Source organism: Kitasatospora hibisci, from assembly GCF_043950205.1.
Classification (GTDB): Bacteria; Actinomycetota; Actinomycetes; order Streptomycetales; family Streptomycetaceae; genus Kitasatospora; species Kitasatospora hibisci.
The window spans coordinates 3,408,735-3,426,946 of the sequence record NZ_CP171642.1 but is presented as its reverse complement, the minus strand read 5'-3'; the positions used below and the strand labels follow the sequence as shown (position 1 = coordinate 3,426,946).

Here is an 18,212-nt window from a genome sequence, read left to right as displayed (position 1 = left end):
CGGTCGGGTCAGCCCGTGTTGCGCAGGCCGGCCGCGATGCCGTTGACGGTCAGCAGCAGCGCGCGGGCGCGCAGCGGGTCATCGTGCCGGCCGGCCGCGACCTCCTCGCGCTGACGGCGCAGCAGCGCCACCTGGAGGTAGGAGATCGGGTCGAGGTAGGCGTCGCGGACGGTGAAGGTCTGCTTCAGCACCGGGTTGTGCTCCAGCAGTTCGCTCTCGCCGGTGAGCCGGAGCACCTCGCGCAGCGTGAGCTCGTGCTCGGCGGTGATCTGGTCGAAGATGTGGTGCAGCTCGGCGGGCACCAGCTGCTCGACGTAGTGACGGGCGATCCGCAGGTCGGTCTTGGCCAGCGTCATGGCGACGTTGGACAGGAAGTTGCGGAAGAAGTGCCACTGGCCGTACATCTCGTCCAGCACGTCGCCGAGGCCGGCCGCGCGGGCGGCGGCGAGGCCGGAGCCGACGCCGTACCAGCCGGGCACGATCTGGCGGGACTGGGTCCAGCCGAAGACCCACGGGATCGCCCGCAGGCCGTCGAGGCCGGCGCCGGAGTCCGGGCGGCGGGACGGGCGGGAGCCCAGGTGCAGCGAGGCGAGCTGGTCGACCGGGGTGGCGGCGAAGAAGTACTTCGGCAGGTCGTCCTGCTCGACCAGGGCCCGGTAGGAGTCGTGGGCGGCGGCGGAGACCCGGTCCATCGCGGCGTCCCAGCGGGCCAGCTCCTCGGGGGCCTGGCGCGGGGCGGTGTGCAGCGCGGAGGCGGCCAGGGTGGCCGAGATGGTGAGCTCCAGGTTCTCCCGGGCCAGCGAGGGCAGCAGGTACTTGTCGGAGATGACCTCGCCCTGCTCGGTGACCTTGATCTCGCCCTCCAGGGTGCCCCAGGGCTGGGCCAGGATGGCCTCGTGCGAGGGGCCGCCGCCGCGGCCGACGGTGCCGCCGCGGCCGTGGAAGAGACGCAGCCGGATGCCGTACCGGTGGGCGACGTCGCGCAGTCGGCGCTGGGCGCGGTGGATCTCCCACTGGGAGGTGGTGATGCCGCCGAACTTGGAGGAGTCGGAGTAGCCGAGCATGACCTCCTGGACGTCGCCGCGCAGCGAGACGAGCAGCCGGTAGGAGGGGTCGGAGAGCATCTCGTCCAGGATGCGGTCGGCCTTCTGGAGCTCCTCGGTGGTCTCCAGCAGCGGCACGATGCCGATCTTGGCGATGCCGGCGTGCAGGTCGATCAGGCCGGCCTCGCGGGCCAGGACGGTGGCGGCGAAGACGTCGTCGGCGCCCTGGCACATGGAGATGATGTAGCTCTCGACGATCTCGTCGCCGAACCGCTCCAGGCCTTCGCGGATGGTGCTGAAGACGCCGAGGGTCTTGGTGCCGGCGGCGTCGAGCGGGGCCGGGGTGGGGGCGAGCGGGCGGCGCGAGCGCAGTTCCTTGGCGAGCAGCCGCTGCCGGTACTCGCGCGGCATGTCGGCGTAGCGCCAGGCCTCTTCGCCGAGGCGGTCGAAGAGCTGGCCGAGGGCGTGGTGGTGGGCCTCGGCGTGCTCGCGGACGTCCATGGTGGCGAGCTGCAGGCCGAACGCCTCGACGGTGCGGATGGCGCGGGCGAGGCGGCCGTCGGCGATCAGCTCGCCGCGGTGGGCGCGCAGCGAGTCCTGGATCAGCCGGAGGTCGGCGATCAGCTCGCGGGTGCCGCGGTAGTCGCGGCCCTCGACGTGCGGGGTGCCGTGGGCGAGTCGTTCGCGGGTGTTCTCCAGCTTGAGCCGGACGCAGGTGGCCTTGAGGCGGTAGGGCTCCTCGGCGTTCATCCGCTTGTAGCGGGGGCTGAGTTCGGGGAGCACGTGCAGGTCGTTGTTGAGCGAGGCGAGCAGTTCGACGGAGGCGCCGGCCAGGCGTTCCGAGGTGGAGAGCGAGTTGCGCAGGTCGTCGACGGCGGCGAGGGCGTCCTTGATGCCGTACTCGTGCTGGAGGTTGAGGACGTCCCAGGTGACCTGAGGGGTGACGTTGGGGTTGCCGTCGCGGTCGCCGCCGATCCAGGTGCCGAAGGTGAGCGGGCGGACGCCGTCGGGCAGGGCGAGGCCCACCCGGGCGAGCTCCTCGTGGAGTTCCTCCAGGACCTCGGGGACGGCGTCGCGGTAGAGCTCGTCGAGGTAGTAGACGGCGTTGCGGGCCTCGTCGGTGGGCTCGGGGCGGGCGATCCGCAGCTCGTCGGTCTGCCAGAGCAGGTCGATCACCTCGGCGAGACGGCGGTCGGCCTGGCGCTGGAGGGAGGTGCGCCGGGCGGCGGCCCGGTCGGGGGTGCCGGGGGCGTCGGCGGCGGCGAGGCCGGAGGCGATCTGCTCGCGGTGGATCCGGTCGAGGAGCTCTCCGACGCGGCGGAGCTTGTTGAGGACGCTGCGGCGGGCGGCCTCGGTGGGGTGGGCGGTGAAGACCGGGCGGACCGAGAGGTGGGCCAGGGTGTCTTCGAGGTGCTTGGGGTCGGCCTCGGCCAGCTGGTCGGCGGTCTGGGCGAGGAGCGAGCCCTCGCGGGCCCGGCGGGTGGCGAACTCGCGGCCGCGGTGCACCTGCTCCGTGACGTTGGCGAGGTGGAAGTAGGTGGAGAAGGCGCGGACCAGCTTGGCGGCGGTCTCCAGGTCGATGTCGGAGAGCAGTTCGGCGGTGGCCTCGCCGTCGGTGCGGCTGAGGAGTCGGACCTGTTCGACCAGGCCCAGCAGCTGGGGGCCCTCCTGACGGACCAGTGTCTCGCCGAGCAGGTCGCCGAGGCGTCGGATGTCCGCGCGCAGGGCTGCGTTGTCGGCGACGGGCGTGGGGCTGTCCGCCGGGGTGGGGACCGGAGCGGTCACGGCTGGCTCCCTGTGGTGGTGGGGTTCGGCAACGGCTCATCGCCACAGTTCAGTGCGCGTGTGGCGCCTGTGACGCGTGCGGACCGCGCTGTCCGACGCGACCCAGCATAGGTGTCGGGAGGGGTCGTGTCCGCGAGGTGGCCGGATGCCGGACAGGATCACTGTCAAGCTTTGTGTGGTCTGGACCACTTGCCCGTCGGCCGAGGTGTACGGGGGGAACCGGGTGGGGAGAGGGGAGGGTTCGCGCTTAGGCTGTGGGGTTATGAGCAAGTCGCCTGGGGAGCGCGTGCGGGGTCTTTCGTTCTGGTGGTGGGAGCGTCGGCGCAGCGCTCTTCTGGACATCGGCCTGGCCGCGCTGGCGGCGCTGGAGTGCGCGGCGAGCGGGGTGGCCTTCCTGGCGCCCCGGGTCGACCTCCCCCCGCTCGCGATCGCCGGGGTCGCGGTGATCGGCGCGATCGCGGGCGCCAGCCTGGTGCTGCGCCGGCGCTGGCCCGCCGTGCCGGTGCTGGTCGCGCTGGTGGCGATGCCCGGGATGCTCGGGGTGGTGCTGCTGGTGGTCTCGCTCTACACGCTGGCGGAGACCTGGGAGTGGCCGTCCCGGCGGCGCCGGGTGGTGGCGCTCTCGGCGCTGGCCTTCGCCGAGGCGGTCGGCGTGATGATGGTGACGATGCTGGCGCCGGGCGAGGCGCCGGTGGAGCAGCCGCCGCTGTGGGGCCAGATCCTGCTCGCGGTGCTGGTGGCCGTCGGCCTGACCGTGCCGCCGGTGGTGACCGGCCTCTACATGGGTGCGCGGCGCAGGCTGATCGAGTCGCTCAAGGACCGCGCGCACGGTCTGGAGACCGAGCTGGACCTGCTGGCCGAGCAGGCCCGTGAGCGCGCCCGCCGGGCCCGGCTGGAGGAGCGGACCCGGATCGCCCGGGAGATGCACGACGTGGTGGCGCACCGGGTGTCGCTGATGGTGGTGCACGCGGGGGCGCTGGAGCGGATCGTCGTCAAGGACCCGGAGAAGGCGGCGCAGAGCGCCAAGCTGATGGGCGAGGTCGGCCGGCAGGCGCTGAACGAGCTGCGCGAGATCCTCGGCGTGCTGCGGATGTCGGACGAGACGACGCCGGAGCCGGACTCGCTGGCCGGACTGCCCCGACTGGTGGACCAGTCCCGGGCGGCGGGGATGGCGGTGACCCTCACCGTCAGCGGCAGCCGTCAGGAGTTCACCACCGAGGCCGAGCAGACCGCGTACCGGGTGGTGCAGGAGGGTCTGACCAACGCGCACAAGCACGCCGGCGGTGCGGTGGTCTCCGTCCTGCTGGCCTACGCGCCCAACGGTGTGCGGGTGAGCGTGGTGAACGCCTGCCCGGGCGGCGAGCGGAGTGCGGCGGCGCTGCCCAGCGGGGGCAACGGGCTGGTCGGGATGCGGGAGCGGGTGGTCGCACTGGGCGGCACCTTCTCGGCCGGGCCGGAGCGGGACGGCGGGTTCCGGGTCGAGGCCGTGCTGCCGTCCCGGCTGGCGGTCCGCGCCGACCGGCTGGTCTGAGCCCGGGCGCTCCCCGGCCCCGCCGGTCGGGACGGCCGTCAGACCTCGTCGGCGGTGCGCAGCCGCTCGGGGGCGGTGCCGAGCACGAGTGCGGTGATCGCCTGGTCGATGCCGTGGCCGAGGAACCACTCGCCGGTGTGGTCCAGGCTGTGGACCCGGCCCTCCTCGTCGATGGCGAGCAGCGCCTGCCCGTACGCCTCCTCGCCGAGCGGGGCGAGCCGGGTGTCCAGGGCGCGGCCGAGGTCGGCCAGGGTGCGCGGCTGGTGCAGCCCGCAGAGCGGGTCGATCAGGAACGGGGTGCGGGCCAGCTGGCGCCCCGGACCGGTGAGGTCGAAGGCGAGCCCGCCGAACTCGGCCCAGGCCTCCACCGCCGCCGGGAACACCGAGTGCGCCACACCGGTGGGGCTGCCGTGGCCCGCCAGGGTGTCGGCCCACTCCTCGGCCTGCCGGATCTCCCACCGGCCGGGGTGCCAGCCGGCCGCCTTGAGCTCGGCGGCGACGTCGGCGGGGAAGCGCGGGCGGGTGCGGACGGCCGAGCCGCCGAGCGTGGTCGGAGGCGGCGGGGGAGGGCTGGGCGGATTCAGGGCGGGCTCCGGTGGTTCGGGAACAGGGGGCGTACGGGGGCGCGCGGTCGGCGCCGGCTGGTCGGGCCGCGCGGTCAGCGCCCGGTCGGACCGACCACGACGCTCTGCACGGTGAAGTGCTCCAGCATCGGTATGCACGAGCGGCAGGGCGGGGCATGGGTGCCGTGCGCCGGGTCGTGCTCCTCGCGGATCCGAATGGTGGTCAACCGGGAGCCCTTGAGCGCCTTGCGGGCGTCGTTCAGGCTCATCGGCTTGCGGGAGGCACGCTTCGAGCGTCTGCCGTCGACCGTGGCCAGGTACTGGGAGAGCAGCACGGCCTCCGGGCAGCGGCCGGTGAAGCGTTCGCGGTGCTCCAGCGGCAGCGCGTCCAGGAACTCCCCGACCAGCGGGTGCAGCACGGGCCGGCGGGCGGACTTGTCGCCGGCCAGGGTGTGCACCTCGCCGTGCTTCAGCGACAGGGCGGCGGCGACGGCGGGCAGCAGGCTGTCGCGGTGGTGGCGCAGCAGGGGAGTGCCGGGCTGGTCTTCGGTGGTCATGCGTCGTCCTCCTCCGGTGTCTCTGTGCGGGTGCCGCGGCTGACGGGGGTCAGTCCGGGACAAGCCTGTCAAATGTCACCGACATTCGCACAACCGGGGTGCGGCGGTCACCGATCGGCGGTGCGGGCACGGGGTGTTGGCCGGATCCACACGCCATCGTCACGACTCGTCCCCGGGTTTCCCGAATCCGCCCCCGGCCGGTGGTGGCGGCCGGTAGCGTTCCAACAGCGGTGCGAGGGGTGTCCGACCGGTCGGGGGTTTCCGGAGTGGCATGACAACTGCCTTGTCTTCGACAGCCGTTGAGGCTGCCGGGGTGAGGGGGTCGGCGCCGTTCGGGGTGCCCCCGGAGGCCGGGTCGACGACGAGCAAGGGGGGTCTTGCGATGACGGAGACGGAAACCGCCAACGAAGCGCCCGGCGAGCACGTGCCGACGCCGGGAGCGCCGCCCCAGCCCACGCCCGCGCACCCGGTCGGGATCGCCGTGGTCGGGGCCGGCTACTGGGGCCCGAACCTGGTCCGCAACGCGCAACTGACGCCGGCGCTGCGCCTGCACTGGCTCTGCGACCTGGACGAGAGCAGGGCCCGCCGGGTACTGGGGGAGTACAGCACCGTGCGGTCCACCACCTCCTTCGAGCAGGTGCTGGCCGACGAGCGGGTCGGCGCGGTGGTCGTGGCCACGCCCGCGGCGGCGCACTACCGGCTGGTCCGCGCGGCCCTGGAGGCGGGCAAGCACGTCCTGGTGGAGAAGCCGATCACCACCTCGGCCGAGCAGGCCGCCGACCTGGTGGCGCTCGCCGGGGCGCGCGGGCTGGTGCTGATGTGCGACCACACCTTCTGCTACACACCGGTGGTGCGCCGGATCCGCGAGCTGGTGCACGGCGGGGAGATCGGCGACGTCCAGTTCTTCGACTCGGTCCGGATCAACCTCGGGCTGGTCCAGCCCGACGTCGACGTGCTCTGGGACCTCGCCCCGCACGACCTGTCGATCCTCGACTTCGTGCTGCCGCCGGGTGTCGAGCCGGTCGGGGTCTCCGCCCAGGGCGCCGACCCGATCGGCGCCGGGCGGGCCTGTGTGGCGTACCTGACGGTCCGGCTGAACAACGGCGCGCTGGCGCACTGCCACGTCAACTGGCTCTCCCCGACCAAGGTCCGCACCACGCTGATCGGCGGCTCGCGGCGCACGCTGGTCTGGGACGACCTCAACCCGCAGGCCCGGCTGGCGGTGCACGACCGCGGGGTGGACCTCACCCCGCCCGACGAGCTCACCGACGCCATCCGCCACCAGGCGCTGATCTCCTACCGCGTCGGCGAGATGGTGGCGCCCGCCCTCGTGGAGCAGGAGGCGCTGCGCAACGTGATGGCCGAGTTCGCCGCCGCGATCACCGAGGGCCGGGCCCCGCTCACCGACGGCCGGGCCGGGCTGCGGGTGCTGCAACTGCTGGAGGCCGCCTCGCTCAGCCTCGAACTCGGCGGTGCCACCGTCCCGGTGGGCACCGCTCCGGTCGACGAACTGTCCGAAGCTCAGGAAAGGGCCGCGACGCGGTGAACGCTGTACGGATCGAGGGCTCCCGCTGCCTGGTCACCGGCGGGGCCGGCACCATCGGCTCCACCGTGGTCGACCAGTTGCTCGGCGCGGGCGCCCGCGAGGTGATCGTCCTCGACAACTTCGTCCGCGGGCGGCGGGCCAACCTGGCCCGCGCCGAGGCCGCCGCAGGGCCCGGCCGGCTGCGCGTGGTCGACGGCGACATCCGCGACCGCGCGCTCCTGCGCGAGCTGCTGGAGCCCGGCACCGACCTGCTCTTCCACCTCGCTGCGATCCGGATCACCCAGTGCGCCACCGAGCCCCGGCTGGCCCTGGAGGTCCTGGTCGACGGCACCTTCGACGTGGTCGAGGCCGCCGCGGAGACCGGTGTCCGCAAGGTGGTCGCCTCCTCCAGCGCCTCCGTCTACGGCCTCGCCGACGTCTTCCCGACGCCCGAGACCCAGCACCCCTACAACAACGACACCCTCTACGGGGCCGCCAAGGCCTTCAACGAGGGCCTGCTGCGCAGCTTCCACGCGATGTCCGGGCTGGACTACGTCGCGCTGCGGTACTTCAACGTGTACGGGCCCCGGATGGACGTGCACGGCAAGTACACCGAGGTGTTCATCCGCTGGATGGAGCGGATCGCCGCCGGGGAGCCGCCGCTGATCTTCGGCGACGGCGCGCAGACCATGGACTTCGTCTACACCGAGGACATCGCCCGGGCCAACCTGCTCGCCGCCGCCGCGCCCGTCACCGACCGGGTCTACAACATCGCCAGCTCCACCGAGGTCTCGCTGCGCGGTCTGGCCGACGCGCTGCTCGGCGCGATGGACCGCCCCGACCTGGACGTCGAGCACGGTCCGGCCCGGGGCACCGCCGGCGGCGTGGTCCGCCGGGTGGCGGACATCTCCGCCGCCGAGCGCGACCTCGGCTGGAAGCCCGAGCTGGGCCTCGACGAGGGCCTGCGCCGGCTGGTCGCCTGGTGGCGCGAGCAGTGAACCCCCCTTCCCGTCCGGCAGTTCGGAGCAGAGCCGTGTCCAGCACCGTGCCCGCGGCGCCCGCGATCCCCGTCATGCTGCCCTGGCTCGGCGAGGAGGAGGCCGAGGCCGCCGCCGAGGCCGTCCGCTCCGGCTGGGTGGCCCAGGGTCCCCGGGTGGCCGCGTTCGAGCGGGCCTTCGCCGAGCACCTCGGGGTGCCGCACGCCGTCGCCGTCTCCTCGTGCACCGCCGCCCTGCACCTGGCGCTGATCGGTGCCGGCGTCGGGCCGGGCGACGAGGTGGTGGTGCCCTCCCTCTCCTTCGTGGCCACCGCCAACGCCGTCACCTACGTCGGCGCCGTCCCGGTCTTCGCCGACGTCGACCCGGCCACCGGCAACCTCACCGCCACCACCGTCGAACCGCTGCTCACCGCGCGGACGAAGGCCGTCGTCGCCGTCGACCAGGGCGGCGTTCCGGTCGACCTGGACGGCATCCGGGCGCTGGTCGAGCCGCGCGGCGCCACCGTGGTCGAGGACGCCGCGTGCGGCGCCGGCTCGGTGTACCGGGGCCGGCCGGTGGGCGCCACGGCGACGATCGCCGCCTACTCCTTCCACCCGCGCAAGGTGCTCACCACCGGCGAGGGCGGGATGGTCACCTGCCGGGACGGCGAACTCGCCGCCCGGCTGCGGCGGCTGCGCGAGCACGGGATGAGCGTCTCGGCCGCCGACCGGCACGCCGGCGCCGGCGGGGCGGGCGTGCCGGAGACGTACGACGAGATCGGCTTCAACCACCGGATGACCGACATCCAGGCCGCGGTCGGCCTGGTGCAGCTGGGCAAGCTGCCGGCCATGGTCGCCCGGCGGCGGGAGCTCGCCGCGCGCTACCGCGAGCTGCTCGCCGGCGCCGGCGCCCGCCTGGTCGCCGACCCGGAGCACGGCACCACCAACTACCAGTCCTGCTGGCTGCTGCTGCCGGACGACGCCCCCGACCGCGGGGCGGTGCTCGCCGCGCTGGCCGGAGCCGGCGTCTCCGCCCGGCGCGGCATCATGGCCGCCCACCTGGAGGCCCCGTACCAGGGCACCGCCCGGGTGCCGCTGCCCGTCACCGAACTGCTCACCCACCGCTCGGTGATCCTGCCGCTCTACCACGCCCTCACCGAGGAGCAGCAGGACCGCGTGGCCGGCGCCCTGCTCGACGCCCTCCGCCGCAGCTGAAGGGAACCGGGGATGACCACCGACACGACCGTCCCGCTCGTCGACCTCAGGGCCGCGCACGCCGAGGTGGAGGCCGAGGTCCGGGCCGGCTTCGACCGGGTGCTCGCCACCGGCGGCTTCATCCGGGGCCCGGAGGCGGACGGCTTCGAGGAGGAGTACGCCGCCTTCTCCGGCACCCGTCACTGCGTCGGCGCCGCCAACGGGACCGACGCCCTCGAACTGGCTCTGCGCACCCTGGACCTACCGCCCGGCGGCGGGGTGGTGCTGCCCGCCAACACCTTCGTCGCCACCGCCGAGGCCGTGGTCCGGGCCGGACTGCGCCCGGTCCTCGTCGACGTCGACGCCGACCACCTGCTGATCGACCCGGCCCGGGTGGCGGACGTCCTGCCGCAGGCCGCGGCGCTGCTCCCGGTCCACCTCAACGGTCAGCTCGCCCCGATGGCGCCGCTGCTGGAGCTGGCCGGCGGCCGGCCCGTGGTCGAGGACGCCGCACAGTCCCAGGGCGCCCGCCAGCACGGCCGGTCCCTCCACGGCCGGATCGCCGCGACCAGCTTCTACCCCGGCAAGAACCTCGGTGCGTACGGCGACGCGGGCGCCGTCACCACCGACGACGACGGGCTGGCCGCGGCGGCCCGGCTGATCGGCGACCACGGCTCGGAGCGCAAGTACGTACACGAGCGGTTCGGCTTCAACTCCCGGCTGGACGCGCTCCAGGCCGTGGTGCTGCGGGCCAAGCTGCGTCGGCTGCCCGCCTGGAACGAGGCCCGCCGTGCCGCCGCCGAGCGCTACCACCGGCTGCTGGCCGGGTTCGACGGCGTCACCCTGCCGCGGACCGCGCCCGGCAACGAGCACGTCTGGCATCTGTACACGGTGCGGATCCGGCCCGGTCGGGACCGCGACGCCGTCCTGACCGCGCTCCGGGGGGCCGGCATCGGCGCCGGCATCCACTACCCCGTGCCGGTCCACCTGCAACCGGCGTTCCGTCACCTCGGGCACGGCGAGGGCGCGTTCCCGGTCGCCGAGCGGTCGGCCCGGGAGCTGCTCACCCTGCCGCTCTTCCCGCAGATCACCGCGGCCCAGCAGGAGCGCGTCGCCGAAGCCCTGGCCAAGGCGCTCGCCTAGGGCGTGCCTGACGACCCCCGCTGCGGTCCCGGTCCCCCGGGCGGGGGTCCGGGTCCGGGACCGACCCCCTACGCTGGTAGCCAGCAGGCACGGAGAATTTGCAGCAGCCAGTGGGGGCTCCCAGATGACGACAGGTCGGCCCGGCGTCGCCGCCGCACCGAACGCGGCGTACGCAGGTCAGGTGGTGCACTTCCCGGATCCGGTCCGTGCGGAGCGGCACCCCGCCGGGGTCCGGGTGGACGAGTACGGCTACCCGGACTTCGGCCCCTACACGGCGGCCGCGGCCGAGGTCGCCGACCCGCCGGCGGGCTTCGGCGTCGACGAGCTGCGGCTGACCGACTACGTCTCGGCCAACGCCGCGCAGTTCACCCAGGGCCACCCGCTCTGGGCCGACCTGGAGACCGCCGTCGCCACCCCGCCCGGCTGGACCTGGCACCACGCGGTCGGCCGGGCCGCGCCCGGCTGGCGCCGGATGGAACTCGTCCCCGTCGAGGTCAAGGCCCTGCTGCGGCACCACGGCGGCCTGGCCACCTCCTCCGCCGACCACGGTCGCCGCGGCACCCGCCCGCTCCAGGAGCACCGGCCCGTGCACTTCTCGCTCGCCAAGGACGGCGGCGACCCGGTCGGCGTTCCGGAGGACCTCGTGCAGCGGGCCGAGGAGCGCCTCGGCTACCGGCTGCCCGGCGCCTACCGGACCTTCCTCAAGCTGGGCGGCGGCCGCGCCCCGGTCGGCGTCGCGCTCGACCCCGAGCTCGGCATGCTGCTCGACCAGCCGTTCCTGACCCTCAGCGAGGAGTACGGGACCGAGGACGTCGTCTACGCCAACAAGTGCCTGCGTGACCACCTCACCAAGGACTACCTCGGCATCGCCTACGCCCAGGGCGGCATCGTGGCGCTCAAGGTGCGCGGCGAGCGGGCCGGCTCGGTCTGGTTCTGCCTGTACGACGACGCCCGCGACAGCGGTGCGCCCGAGGCGCCCGAGGACCGCGTCGCCCGGCTGCTGCTGCCCTGCGGCGAGGACTTCGACGCGTTCCTGCTCCGGCTGGCCGGCAGTCCGCCGGAGCTGGAGACGGTGGCGGAGCTGATGGTGGACGGCGGGTTCGCCCGCGCCGTGCCGGTGGGCTGACGTGGCTCCCTCGGGTGCGGTCGCACCGGCCGGGCCGCCGGCGGTGCTTGCGGTGATGGTGGAACAAGCGGGGATGAAGGGGACAGGGGTGAACCGGGCGTGGTGACGTACGCGCAGGCGCAGGAGCTCGCCGACGAGTGGATCAACGGCGGTGTGCCGCGTTCGCAGCAGCGCGAGGTACGGGTCCGGGAGTTCGACCTGGGCTTCGTCTGCTGGGCGGTCCGGCCCGCCGACGGCGACCCGGGCGGCGACGACGGCTCGGCCGGCGAGGCCCGGCTGGTGATCGCCCGGGACTCCGGCGCCAGCACGCTCTGGCCCGCGCTGCCGGTCAACGAGGTCGTCCGGCAGTTCGAGGAGGTCTACGGCCGCCCGGTCGCGGCCAACCCGGCCGGGGCGGCGCGGCCCGCGCCCGGACCGGTCGAGGCGACGTCCTTCCTGCTCAGCCCGCCGCAGTGGCTCCAGGAGGCGGGCGAGGCGGCGATCGCCGCCGAGGCCGAGCGCCTGGGGGCGCCGGCTCCGGCCGCTGCCGCCGCCGCGGAACCGGCCGCCCCGGCCCCGGCCCCGGCCCCTGCCCCTGCCCCTGCCCCGGTCCAGGCCCCGCCCGCCGTCCCGGCGCCCGCGGTGCTGACCACGCCGCCGGTCTCCGAGCGGCCGGCCGGTGACGCGCCGACCATGCTGGCCCCGCCGCCCGCCCACGACGAGCCGGTCGGCCCGCAGCCGTCGGCGCCGCCCGCCGCCCCGGAGCCCCCGGTCGCCCTGCCGGCGCCCGGCGGAGCGGAGGCGGCGACCGTACTGATGCCCGAGGGCCTGCGGACCAACGGCGCCGGCCTGCCCGGAGCGCCGGGCCCCGGCTCCGAGGCGGCGACCGAGCTGCTGCCGAGCCTGACCGGCCTGCCCGAGGTCCCCGGCCCCGGCGCGTCCGTGCCGGGCACGCCGGTCCCCGGCATGCCGCCGGCCCTGCCCGCCGCGGCCGCACCCGCGCCGACGCTGCTGGCGCCGCCGGACGGTCTGCCCGGTCTGGCCGGCCTGCCGGGCGCGCCCGGTCCCGGTACGCCCGGTCCGCCGGTTCCCGGGACGCCGCCGCACGGCGTGCCCGCCCCCGGCGCGCCCGTGACCCCGCCGCCGGGCGGTGCGGCGCTCGACCACGCCCCGACGATGCTGGCGCCGCCGGACGGCCTGCCCGGTCTGGCCGGCCTGCCCGGCGCGCCCGGTCCCGGCACGCCGCCCGGTGGGGTCCCGGCGGGCGCCCCGGGCGCCCCGGGCGCCGACGCGCCGCAGGGCGCCCGCGGCCGCAACCCCGCCTCCGCCCCGCCGCCGCCCCCGCCGGCCGCCCTCCGGGGCGGTTCGTCCGGCCCGGCCGGCTCTCCGGTCTCGCTCGGCCGCAACCCCGCCTCGGCCCCGCCGCCGCCCCCGCCGGGCGAGCTTCGGCAGGCCCCGGGCTCCGGCGGCCCCGCGGCCGGCTCCGGCGGCCGCAGCGCCGACAGCGCGCCGCCGCCCCCGCCGCCGGCGGGCCTGCGCGGTGCCGGTGCCCCGCCGGCGGCCGCCGAGTCCGGCGCGCCCGGCGCCGGCGTGGCGTACGAGCGCACCCAGCTGGCGAGCGCGATCGACCCGGCGCTGCTCGGCGGCGCCCCGGGCGCGCCCGTCGACCCCGGCACCCCGCCGTCCGGCGGTCCGGCCGTCCCGCCGCCGCCCGGTCCGGCCGGCCCCGGCACGTCCTCGGCCGGCTACGGCTACCCCGGTGCGGCCTCGGCCGTCCCGCCCGCCGCGGCTGCGGCCCCGGCCGTCCCGCCCGCCGCCGTCCCCGGGCCGCCGCCGGGCGCCCCGGTGCCGCCCGGCGTGCCCGCGGTCGGCCCGGGCTACTTCGCGGCGCTCAGCTACCGTGGTCCGGACGGTTCCGAGCAGAAGCTGCTGCACCGCAGCGAGCCCGGCACCCCGCACCCGGAGTGGAAGATCCTGCAGGACCTGCGCCGGCTGAACGTCCCGCCGGAGCAGGTGCTGGAGCTCTACACCGAGCTGGAGTCCTGCGACCTGCCGGGCGGCTACTGCAACCGCATGATCGCGGCCTCCTGGCCGAACGTCCGGCTCACCCACACCGCCGACTACGGTCGCGACCACCACTCCCGGCAGGCCGGCATGGCCCAGCTGCTCGACCACCTGGACGAGCTGCACCAGCTGGCCTCCGGCCCCCAGCGGGTCCGGCCGTTCCGGGTGCCGCTGCCGCCGCCGGGCACCGTCCCGCCGCTGCCGCCGATCGCGCCGCAGCAGCTGGCCCAGGAGCTCGGCCAGGCGTTCGGCCAGAACGTGTTCCGCTTCGAGCAGCGGGCGGTCGCCCGCCAGGGCGTCCCCGAGCCCGTGGCGCAGACCCTGATGTGGGCCGGCCTGCCGCGCGACTTCGGCCCCTTCTTCTGGGCGCAGGCCCAGGAGGGACGCCCGATCCCGACGCTCGCGGAGCTGGCCGCCGAGCGCGGTCTGACCGGCGGCCCGGACTTCGGCGGCTACCTGGTGCTCGGCAACGACTACGGCCGCCAGCTCTGCGTGCAGTACGGCACGGCGCACGTGGTCGCGGTGGACCTGGAGGGAACCGGCGAGCCCCCCCGTTTCGTCAACAGCGGTGTACCGGAGTTCGTCCGCGCCCTGGCCCTGCTGGGCCGGATGTGGCGGCTGCGGTACGGGCTGACGCCTGACCAGGCCGGTCGCTGGACGACCGACTTCCAGGCCCAGCTCGCCGCGATCGACCCGGCGGCCCTGCAGTCCGCGGACACCTGGTGGGCCGTTCTCCTGGAGCAGTTCTGGGACGGCCTGCTCTAGCGGACCGTCGTGGATCCGTGCAGGTGGAAGGGGTCGTTCCGGTGGCCGGGACGACCCCTTCGGCATGCCGGGGCGGCTCTGCCTCGTTGGGGTTTCGCCCTGATCTGCGCAAAATAGGTCAAGAGGATGGGTGTATTCACCCACTCCTCGACATGTTCCGATCCGTGTGACGTGCGAATCCGGACCTGGTTCCGGCATCCGGTTCCGGATCCGTCCGTTCCGTCCGATCATGGGCTCCGCAGCCCGCGACCCGAGGGGAAGAGAGCCCATGAGCGACGCCGTCCCCCAGTACGGCTTCACCGCTGCCCGGCGCGGTTACGCGCCCGAGCAGGTCGACCGAGCCCTGGTGGCTCTCACCGCCCAGCGCGACGAGGCGTGGGAGCGGCTGAGCGTGCTGGGTGCCGGGATCCGGGAGATGGAGCGCCGCCTCGCCGAGATCCGGCAGGCCGCCGCCGATGCTCCGGATCCGGACTACCACGTGCTCAGCGACCAGGCCGCAGGTCTGGCCCGGATGGCCGAGAACGAAGCCCGGGCCGTCCGGGAGGCGGCCGAGCGGTTCGCCGAGGACCTCCGCGACGAGGTCTACGACGCCGGCCAGGACCTCGCCCGCGCCGCCAAGGAGTACGCCGCCACCACCCGGTCCGAAGCCGACCAGGCCGCCCGTCGCACCGACGAGCGGACCAGGGCCGAGGCCGAGACGATCCGGGCCGACGCCGACCGGGAGTGCCGCACCGTCCGGGACTCCGCCACCGCGCACGCCGCCAAGGTGCGGGTCGCCGCGGCCGAGGCCTCCGAGCGGGCCGAGGCGAAGCTCGCCGAGCTGCGCCGGGCTGCCGACGAGTCCTTCGCCGCCGCCGAGGCCAAGGCCGACGGCGAGGACTCCGCCGTCTCGGCGACCGCCGAGCGCCGGGTGAAGGAGGCCGAGCAGCACCGCGAGGCCGTGCTCGGCCGGATCAAGCAGTCGGACGCCGAGGCGCAGGCCCGGGCGGACGAGCTGATCGAGCAGGCCCGGCGCGAGGCGGAGCGGATCAACACGGCGAGCGAGCGCGAGCAGCGCGACTTCGCCGCCCGGCAGGAGACGGTGCAGCAGCACCTGGACCACATCAAGGGCACCCTGGCCTCGCTCACCGGCGCGGCGGTGGGCGCGATCGAGCCCGCCCAGGTCGTCGAGGCGGCCGGGGCCGCAGAGCCCGCGGCCGCGGAGCCGGCCGAGGACGCGCCGGCGGTGGACTCCGAGGCGGACACCGGTGAGATCGCGGTCGCCGACCTGCGCAAGGACACCGCCCCCGGTGGCGACGCGGCCACCACGGTGCTGGCGGCGGTCGCCCCCGGCCGGGTCGCCCCCGCGGCGGTCACGCCGGGGCCGGTCACACCGGGCCCGGTGGCCCCCGCGGGCTCCGCGGCGCCGCCCCGTCCGTCCGCGCCGCCGAGCGCCGTGCCCGTCCCGGACGCGCCCGCGGACGGCGGGAAGCGGACGGAGGAGGAGACCCGGATCATCCCGAAGATCGTGATCGTCGACGACGGCAGCGACTACGCCACCCCGAACACGGTGAGCTACAAACGGCGCTGACGGCCCGCCGGGCTCCCGGGCCGGAGCCGCCCTGGGAACCCTCGCTCGCGAGCAGTTGCGCCAGCTCGGCTCCCCGGGCCCTGACCGCCTCCTGGTGGGCGGTCAGGGCCCGTGCGTTGCGCTCGATCTGCTGCCGCCGCTGGTCGCCGGCCAGGACGGCGAACCAGATCCCGGCGAGGTTGACGCGGGCGGTGCAGTCCGCGTCGGCGCGGGCCGTGGCCGGCTCGCCGGGGTGGTCTCCGGAACGACGCGGAACCGTTCGGTCGGGGCCGCTGGACAACTACGGCTACAGCGGCCGGCCTGCTTCGGGAACGACGGCTGGACGACGGTGCGCATCTACGACGTCGACCGGATCGACGCGGGCAACAACGAGGTCATCACCCACCCCGGGGCGGGACGGGCTCCCGGACCGTCTTCAGCTGGGAGCGGTACGACTCCAAGGCAACCATGGCCACCAGGTGATGATGTGCGACATCGGCCCGTACCGCTGGTAGCGGGGCGGGACGGGCGTGGTGCCGGGCGGGTGCGAACGCCCGGCACCACGCCCTTCCCGTGGTCAGAGCACCTCGACGGCAGCGCCCGAGAGCCGGCGACGGCAGTCCAGCACGTACCGGGCGTGCGTGGTCACGGCCTCGTAGTCGAAGTCGTCGTGGTCGGCGAGCAGCACCACCGCGTCCGCGGCGGCCAGTTCCTCCGGCGTCGCCTCGACCCGGCGGACGGCGGCGAACGGATCGCCGTGCGGGTCCTGCTCGGCGGCCCGCTGGCCGGGGATCACCGGCTCGGGCACGTGCACGCCGACCACCACGTGCGGGTCGGCGGCCCGGACCTCGGCGCCCATCCTGGTCAGCAGCTCGGCGACCCGGGCGGCCGGCGTCTCGCGGGCGTCGCCGGTGTTCTTCTTGTACGCGAGCCCGAGCAGCAGCACCCGGGAGCCCTTCACCGAGCGCCGGCGCTCGTTCAGCGCCTCGCCGAGCCGGCGCACCACGTAATCGGGCATGTGGCTGTTCACGTCGTTGGCCAGCTCGACGAAGCGGAACGACTGCCCGAGGGCCCGTTCCACCCGCCAGGAGAGGTAGGACGGGTCGATCGGCAGGCAGTGCCCGCCGACGCCGGGCCCAGGGGTGAAGCGCAGGTAGCCGAACGGCTTGGTGGAGGCGGCGTCGATCGCCTCCCAGACGTCGATGCCGAGGTCGTGCGCGAACATCGCCAGCTCGTTGACCAGCGCGATGTTGACGTGCCGGAAGGTGTTCTCCAGCAGCTTGGTCAGCTCGGCCTCCTTGCAGGAGGAGACCGGCACGGTCCGCTCCACCAGCTGCCCGTAGAAGCCCTCGACCGCGGCCAGCGCCGCCGGGTCGACCCCGGACACCACCTTCGGGGTGTTCTCCAGCCGCCAGGTCGGATTGCCGGGGTCGATCCGCTCCGGGCTGTAGCCGAGGTGGAAGTCGCGGCCTGCGGTCAGCCCCGACCCCTCCTCCAGCAGCGGTGCGAGCAGTTCCTCGGTGGTGCCCGGATAGGTGGTCGACTCCAGGACGACGGTCGCTCCCGGCCGCAGGTGCTGGGCGAGCAGCCGGGCCGAGGACTCGATGAAGGACAGGTCGGGCACGCCGTCGCGCAGCGGGGTCGGCACGGTGACCACCGCGATGTCGAAGCCCGCCACGTCGGCCGGCTCGGCCGACGGCAGGTAGGTCCCGTTCTCCAGCAGCGGCCGCAGCCGCTCGGCGGGGATGTCCTCGACGTACGACTCGCCGATCGCCAGCCGTTTGATCCGGCGCTCGTCCACGTCGTAGCCGATCACCTGGTGCCCCACCTCGGCCGCCCGGACCGCCAGTGGCAGCCCCACGTAGCCCTGACCTGCGATGACAACGCGCATGACGAAGAACCCCCTCCATCGCGACACCCCCTGGCCCCACCGGGGCGTTCCCACACGGTCTTCACAACAGGGTAGGGAGCGGTGGCGGGCCGTGTGCCGGTATGCGCAAAACGGCACGGTGTGGAACGCGGGGTCTAGGGGGTGGGCGCCTGCGGTCCGGGGCGGGGTGGTGCGAGCGGTGCCGGAGAGGCGGGAGGGGCGGGAAGACGAAGGAGGCCGAGACCCGTGGCGCCCTCCAGGAAGGGCGCCACGGTTCCCGGCGCTTGGGCGGGCGCCCCCACCCAGGGCCGCCCGGCCTCGCACCCCCGACCCCCATCGGGTGTGCGACCGTGCCACCGCAGCCATCCCCCACGGTTGGGTGCGGCGGGCACGTTCACCATGGTGCGCGATCTCCATGGACGGGCAGTGACAGGAGTATGTCCAGTTCGTGGCGGATCGCGGAGACGGAGCCCCGGTCCCCGGGCCGGTGATTCGTCCGCGACCAGACCTCGCGCGGACATGCCAGGGACCCCTGGTTCTCC

General features: G+C 75.1%; 12 protein-coding genes and 1 pseudogene. 9 read left to right on the top strand and 4 right to left on the bottom strand.

All coding sequences use genetic code 11. The features are described from left to right. Positions 1 to 8 precede the first annotated feature (8 nt). A complete protein-coding gene (gene ppc, locus ACF9IK_RS14525) occupies positions 9 to 2,828 on the bottom strand; it encodes a phosphoenolpyruvate carboxylase (RefSeq protein WP_395294627.1) in 2,820 nt (939 codons plus the stop codon). A 262-nt stretch (positions 2,829 to 3,090) separates the two neighbouring features. On the opposite strand from ppc, the gene ACF9IK_RS14520 reads away from it, so the two are divergent. After that, on the top strand, positions 3,091 to 4,359 hold the full coding sequence (locus tag ACF9IK_RS14520) for a sensor histidine kinase (protein WP_395294626.1): 1,269 nt from the start codon (positions 3,091 to 3,093) through the stop codon (positions 4,357 to 4,359). Positions 4,360 to 4,397: 38 nt separating this feature from the next. Here the strand turns inward: ACF9IK_RS14520 and ACF9IK_RS14515 are convergent, their stop codons facing one another. Together ACF9IK_RS14515 and ACF9IK_RS14510 are read right to left on the bottom strand one after the other, a co-directional pair. Beyond that, a complete protein-coding gene (locus ACF9IK_RS14515; RefSeq protein ID WP_395298575.1) occupies positions 4,398 to 4,943 on the bottom strand; it encodes an SUKH-3 domain-containing protein in 546 nt (181 codons plus the stop codon). A gap of 74 nt (positions 4,944 to 5,017) precedes the next feature. Next, positions 5,018 to 5,479, bottom strand: coding sequence for a YwqJ-related putative deaminase (locus tag ACF9IK_RS14510; protein ID WP_395294625.1), 462 nt, complete (start codon positions 5,477 to 5,479; stop codon positions 5,018 to 5,020). Between the two features lie 382 nt (positions 5,480 to 5,861). Between ACF9IK_RS14510 and ACF9IK_RS14505 the strand changes: the two genes are divergently transcribed. From ACF9IK_RS14505 to ACF9IK_RS14470, 8 genes and pseudogenes are all read left to right on the top strand, one after another. Then, positions 5,862 to 7,025: a Gfo/Idh/MocA family protein gene (locus tag ACF9IK_RS14505; protein WP_395294624.1), complete on the top strand. Its 1,164-nt coding sequence runs from the start codon at positions 5,862 to 5,864 to the stop codon at positions 7,023 to 7,025. Continuing rightward, complete coding sequence (locus tag ACF9IK_RS14500) at positions 7,022 to 8,002, top strand: NAD-dependent epimerase/dehydratase family protein (RefSeq protein ID WP_395294623.1); 981 nt, start codon at positions 7,022 to 7,024, stop codon at positions 8,000 to 8,002. The genes ACF9IK_RS14505 and ACF9IK_RS14500 overlap by 4 nt, the downstream gene beginning before the upstream one ends. Positions 8,003 to 8,037: 35 nt before the next feature. Next, a complete protein-coding gene (locus ACF9IK_RS14495) occupies positions 8,038 to 9,195 on the top strand; it encodes a DegT/DnrJ/EryC1/StrS family aminotransferase (RefSeq protein ID WP_395294622.1) in 1,158 nt (385 codons plus the stop codon). 12 nt (positions 9,196 to 9,207) lie between these two features. Then, positions 9,208 to 10,317, top strand: coding sequence for a DegT/DnrJ/EryC1/StrS family aminotransferase (locus ACF9IK_RS14490; protein WP_395294621.1), 1,110 nt, complete (start codon positions 9,208 to 9,210; stop codon positions 10,315 to 10,317). 124 nt (positions 10,318 to 10,441) lie between these two features. Further along, on the top strand, positions 10,442 to 11,443 hold the full coding sequence (locus ACF9IK_RS14485) for an SMI1/KNR4 family protein (protein ID WP_395294620.1): 1,002 nt from the start codon (positions 10,442 to 10,444) through the stop codon (positions 11,441 to 11,443). Positions 11,444 to 11,542: 99 nt separating this feature from the next. Then, the gene (locus ACF9IK_RS14480; protein ID WP_395294619.1) at positions 11,543 to 14,251 is read left to right on the top strand and encodes an SUKH-4 family immunity protein; all 2,709 of its coding nucleotides are present in this window, start codon (positions 11,543 to 11,545) and stop codon (positions 14,249 to 14,251) included. Positions 14,252 to 14,519: 268 nt separating this feature from the next. Further along, the gene (locus ACF9IK_RS14475; protein WP_395294618.1) at positions 14,520 to 15,821 is read left to right on the top strand and encodes a hypothetical protein; all 1,302 of its coding nucleotides are present in this window, start codon (positions 14,520 to 14,522) and stop codon (positions 15,819 to 15,821) included. A gap of 94 nt (positions 15,822 to 15,915) precedes the next feature. Then, positions 15,916 to 16,194 (top strand): annotated as a pseudogene (locus ACF9IK_RS14470) (beta/gamma crystallin domain-containing protein); the annotation flags it as partial. Positions 16,195 to 16,377: 183 nt separating this feature from the next. Here ACF9IK_RS14470 and ACF9IK_RS14465 read toward each other — a convergent pair. Continuing rightward, complete coding sequence (locus ACF9IK_RS14465) at positions 16,378 to 17,691, bottom strand: nucleotide sugar dehydrogenase (RefSeq protein ID WP_395294617.1); 1,314 nt, start codon at positions 17,689 to 17,691, stop codon at positions 16,378 to 16,380. Positions 17,692 to 18,212: the final 521 nt, after the last annotated feature.

What these genes read in the sequence shown, in the direction of transcription:
- ACF9IK_RS14520 (WP_395294626.1), top strand. Translation starts at nt 3,091, where the DNA reads ATGAGCAAGTCGCCTGGGGAGCGCGTGCGGGGTCTTTCGTTCTGGTGG.
- ACF9IK_RS14510 (WP_395294625.1), bottom strand. Translation starts at nt 5,479, where the DNA reads ATGACCACCGAAGACCAGCCCGGCACTCCCCTGCTGCGCCACCACCGC.
- ACF9IK_RS14505 (WP_395294624.1), top strand. Translation starts at nt 5,862, where the DNA reads ATGACGGAGACGGAAACCGCCAACGAAGCGCCCGGCGAGCACGTGCCG.
- ACF9IK_RS14490 (WP_395294621.1), top strand. Translation starts at nt 9,208, where the DNA reads ATGACCACCGACACGACCGTCCCGCTCGTCGACCTCAGGGCCGCGCAC.
- ACF9IK_RS14485 (WP_395294620.1), top strand. Translation starts at nt 10,442, where the DNA reads ATGACGACAGGTCGGCCCGGCGTCGCCGCCGCACCGAACGCGGCGTAC.
- ACF9IK_RS14475 (WP_395294618.1), top strand. Translation starts at nt 14,520, where the DNA reads ATGAGCGACGCCGTCCCCCAGTACGGCTTCACCGCTGCCCGGCGCGGT.
- ACF9IK_RS14465 (WP_395294617.1), bottom strand. Translation starts at nt 17,691, where the DNA reads ATGCGCGTTGTCATCGCAGGTCAGGGCTACGTGGGGCTGCCACTGGCG.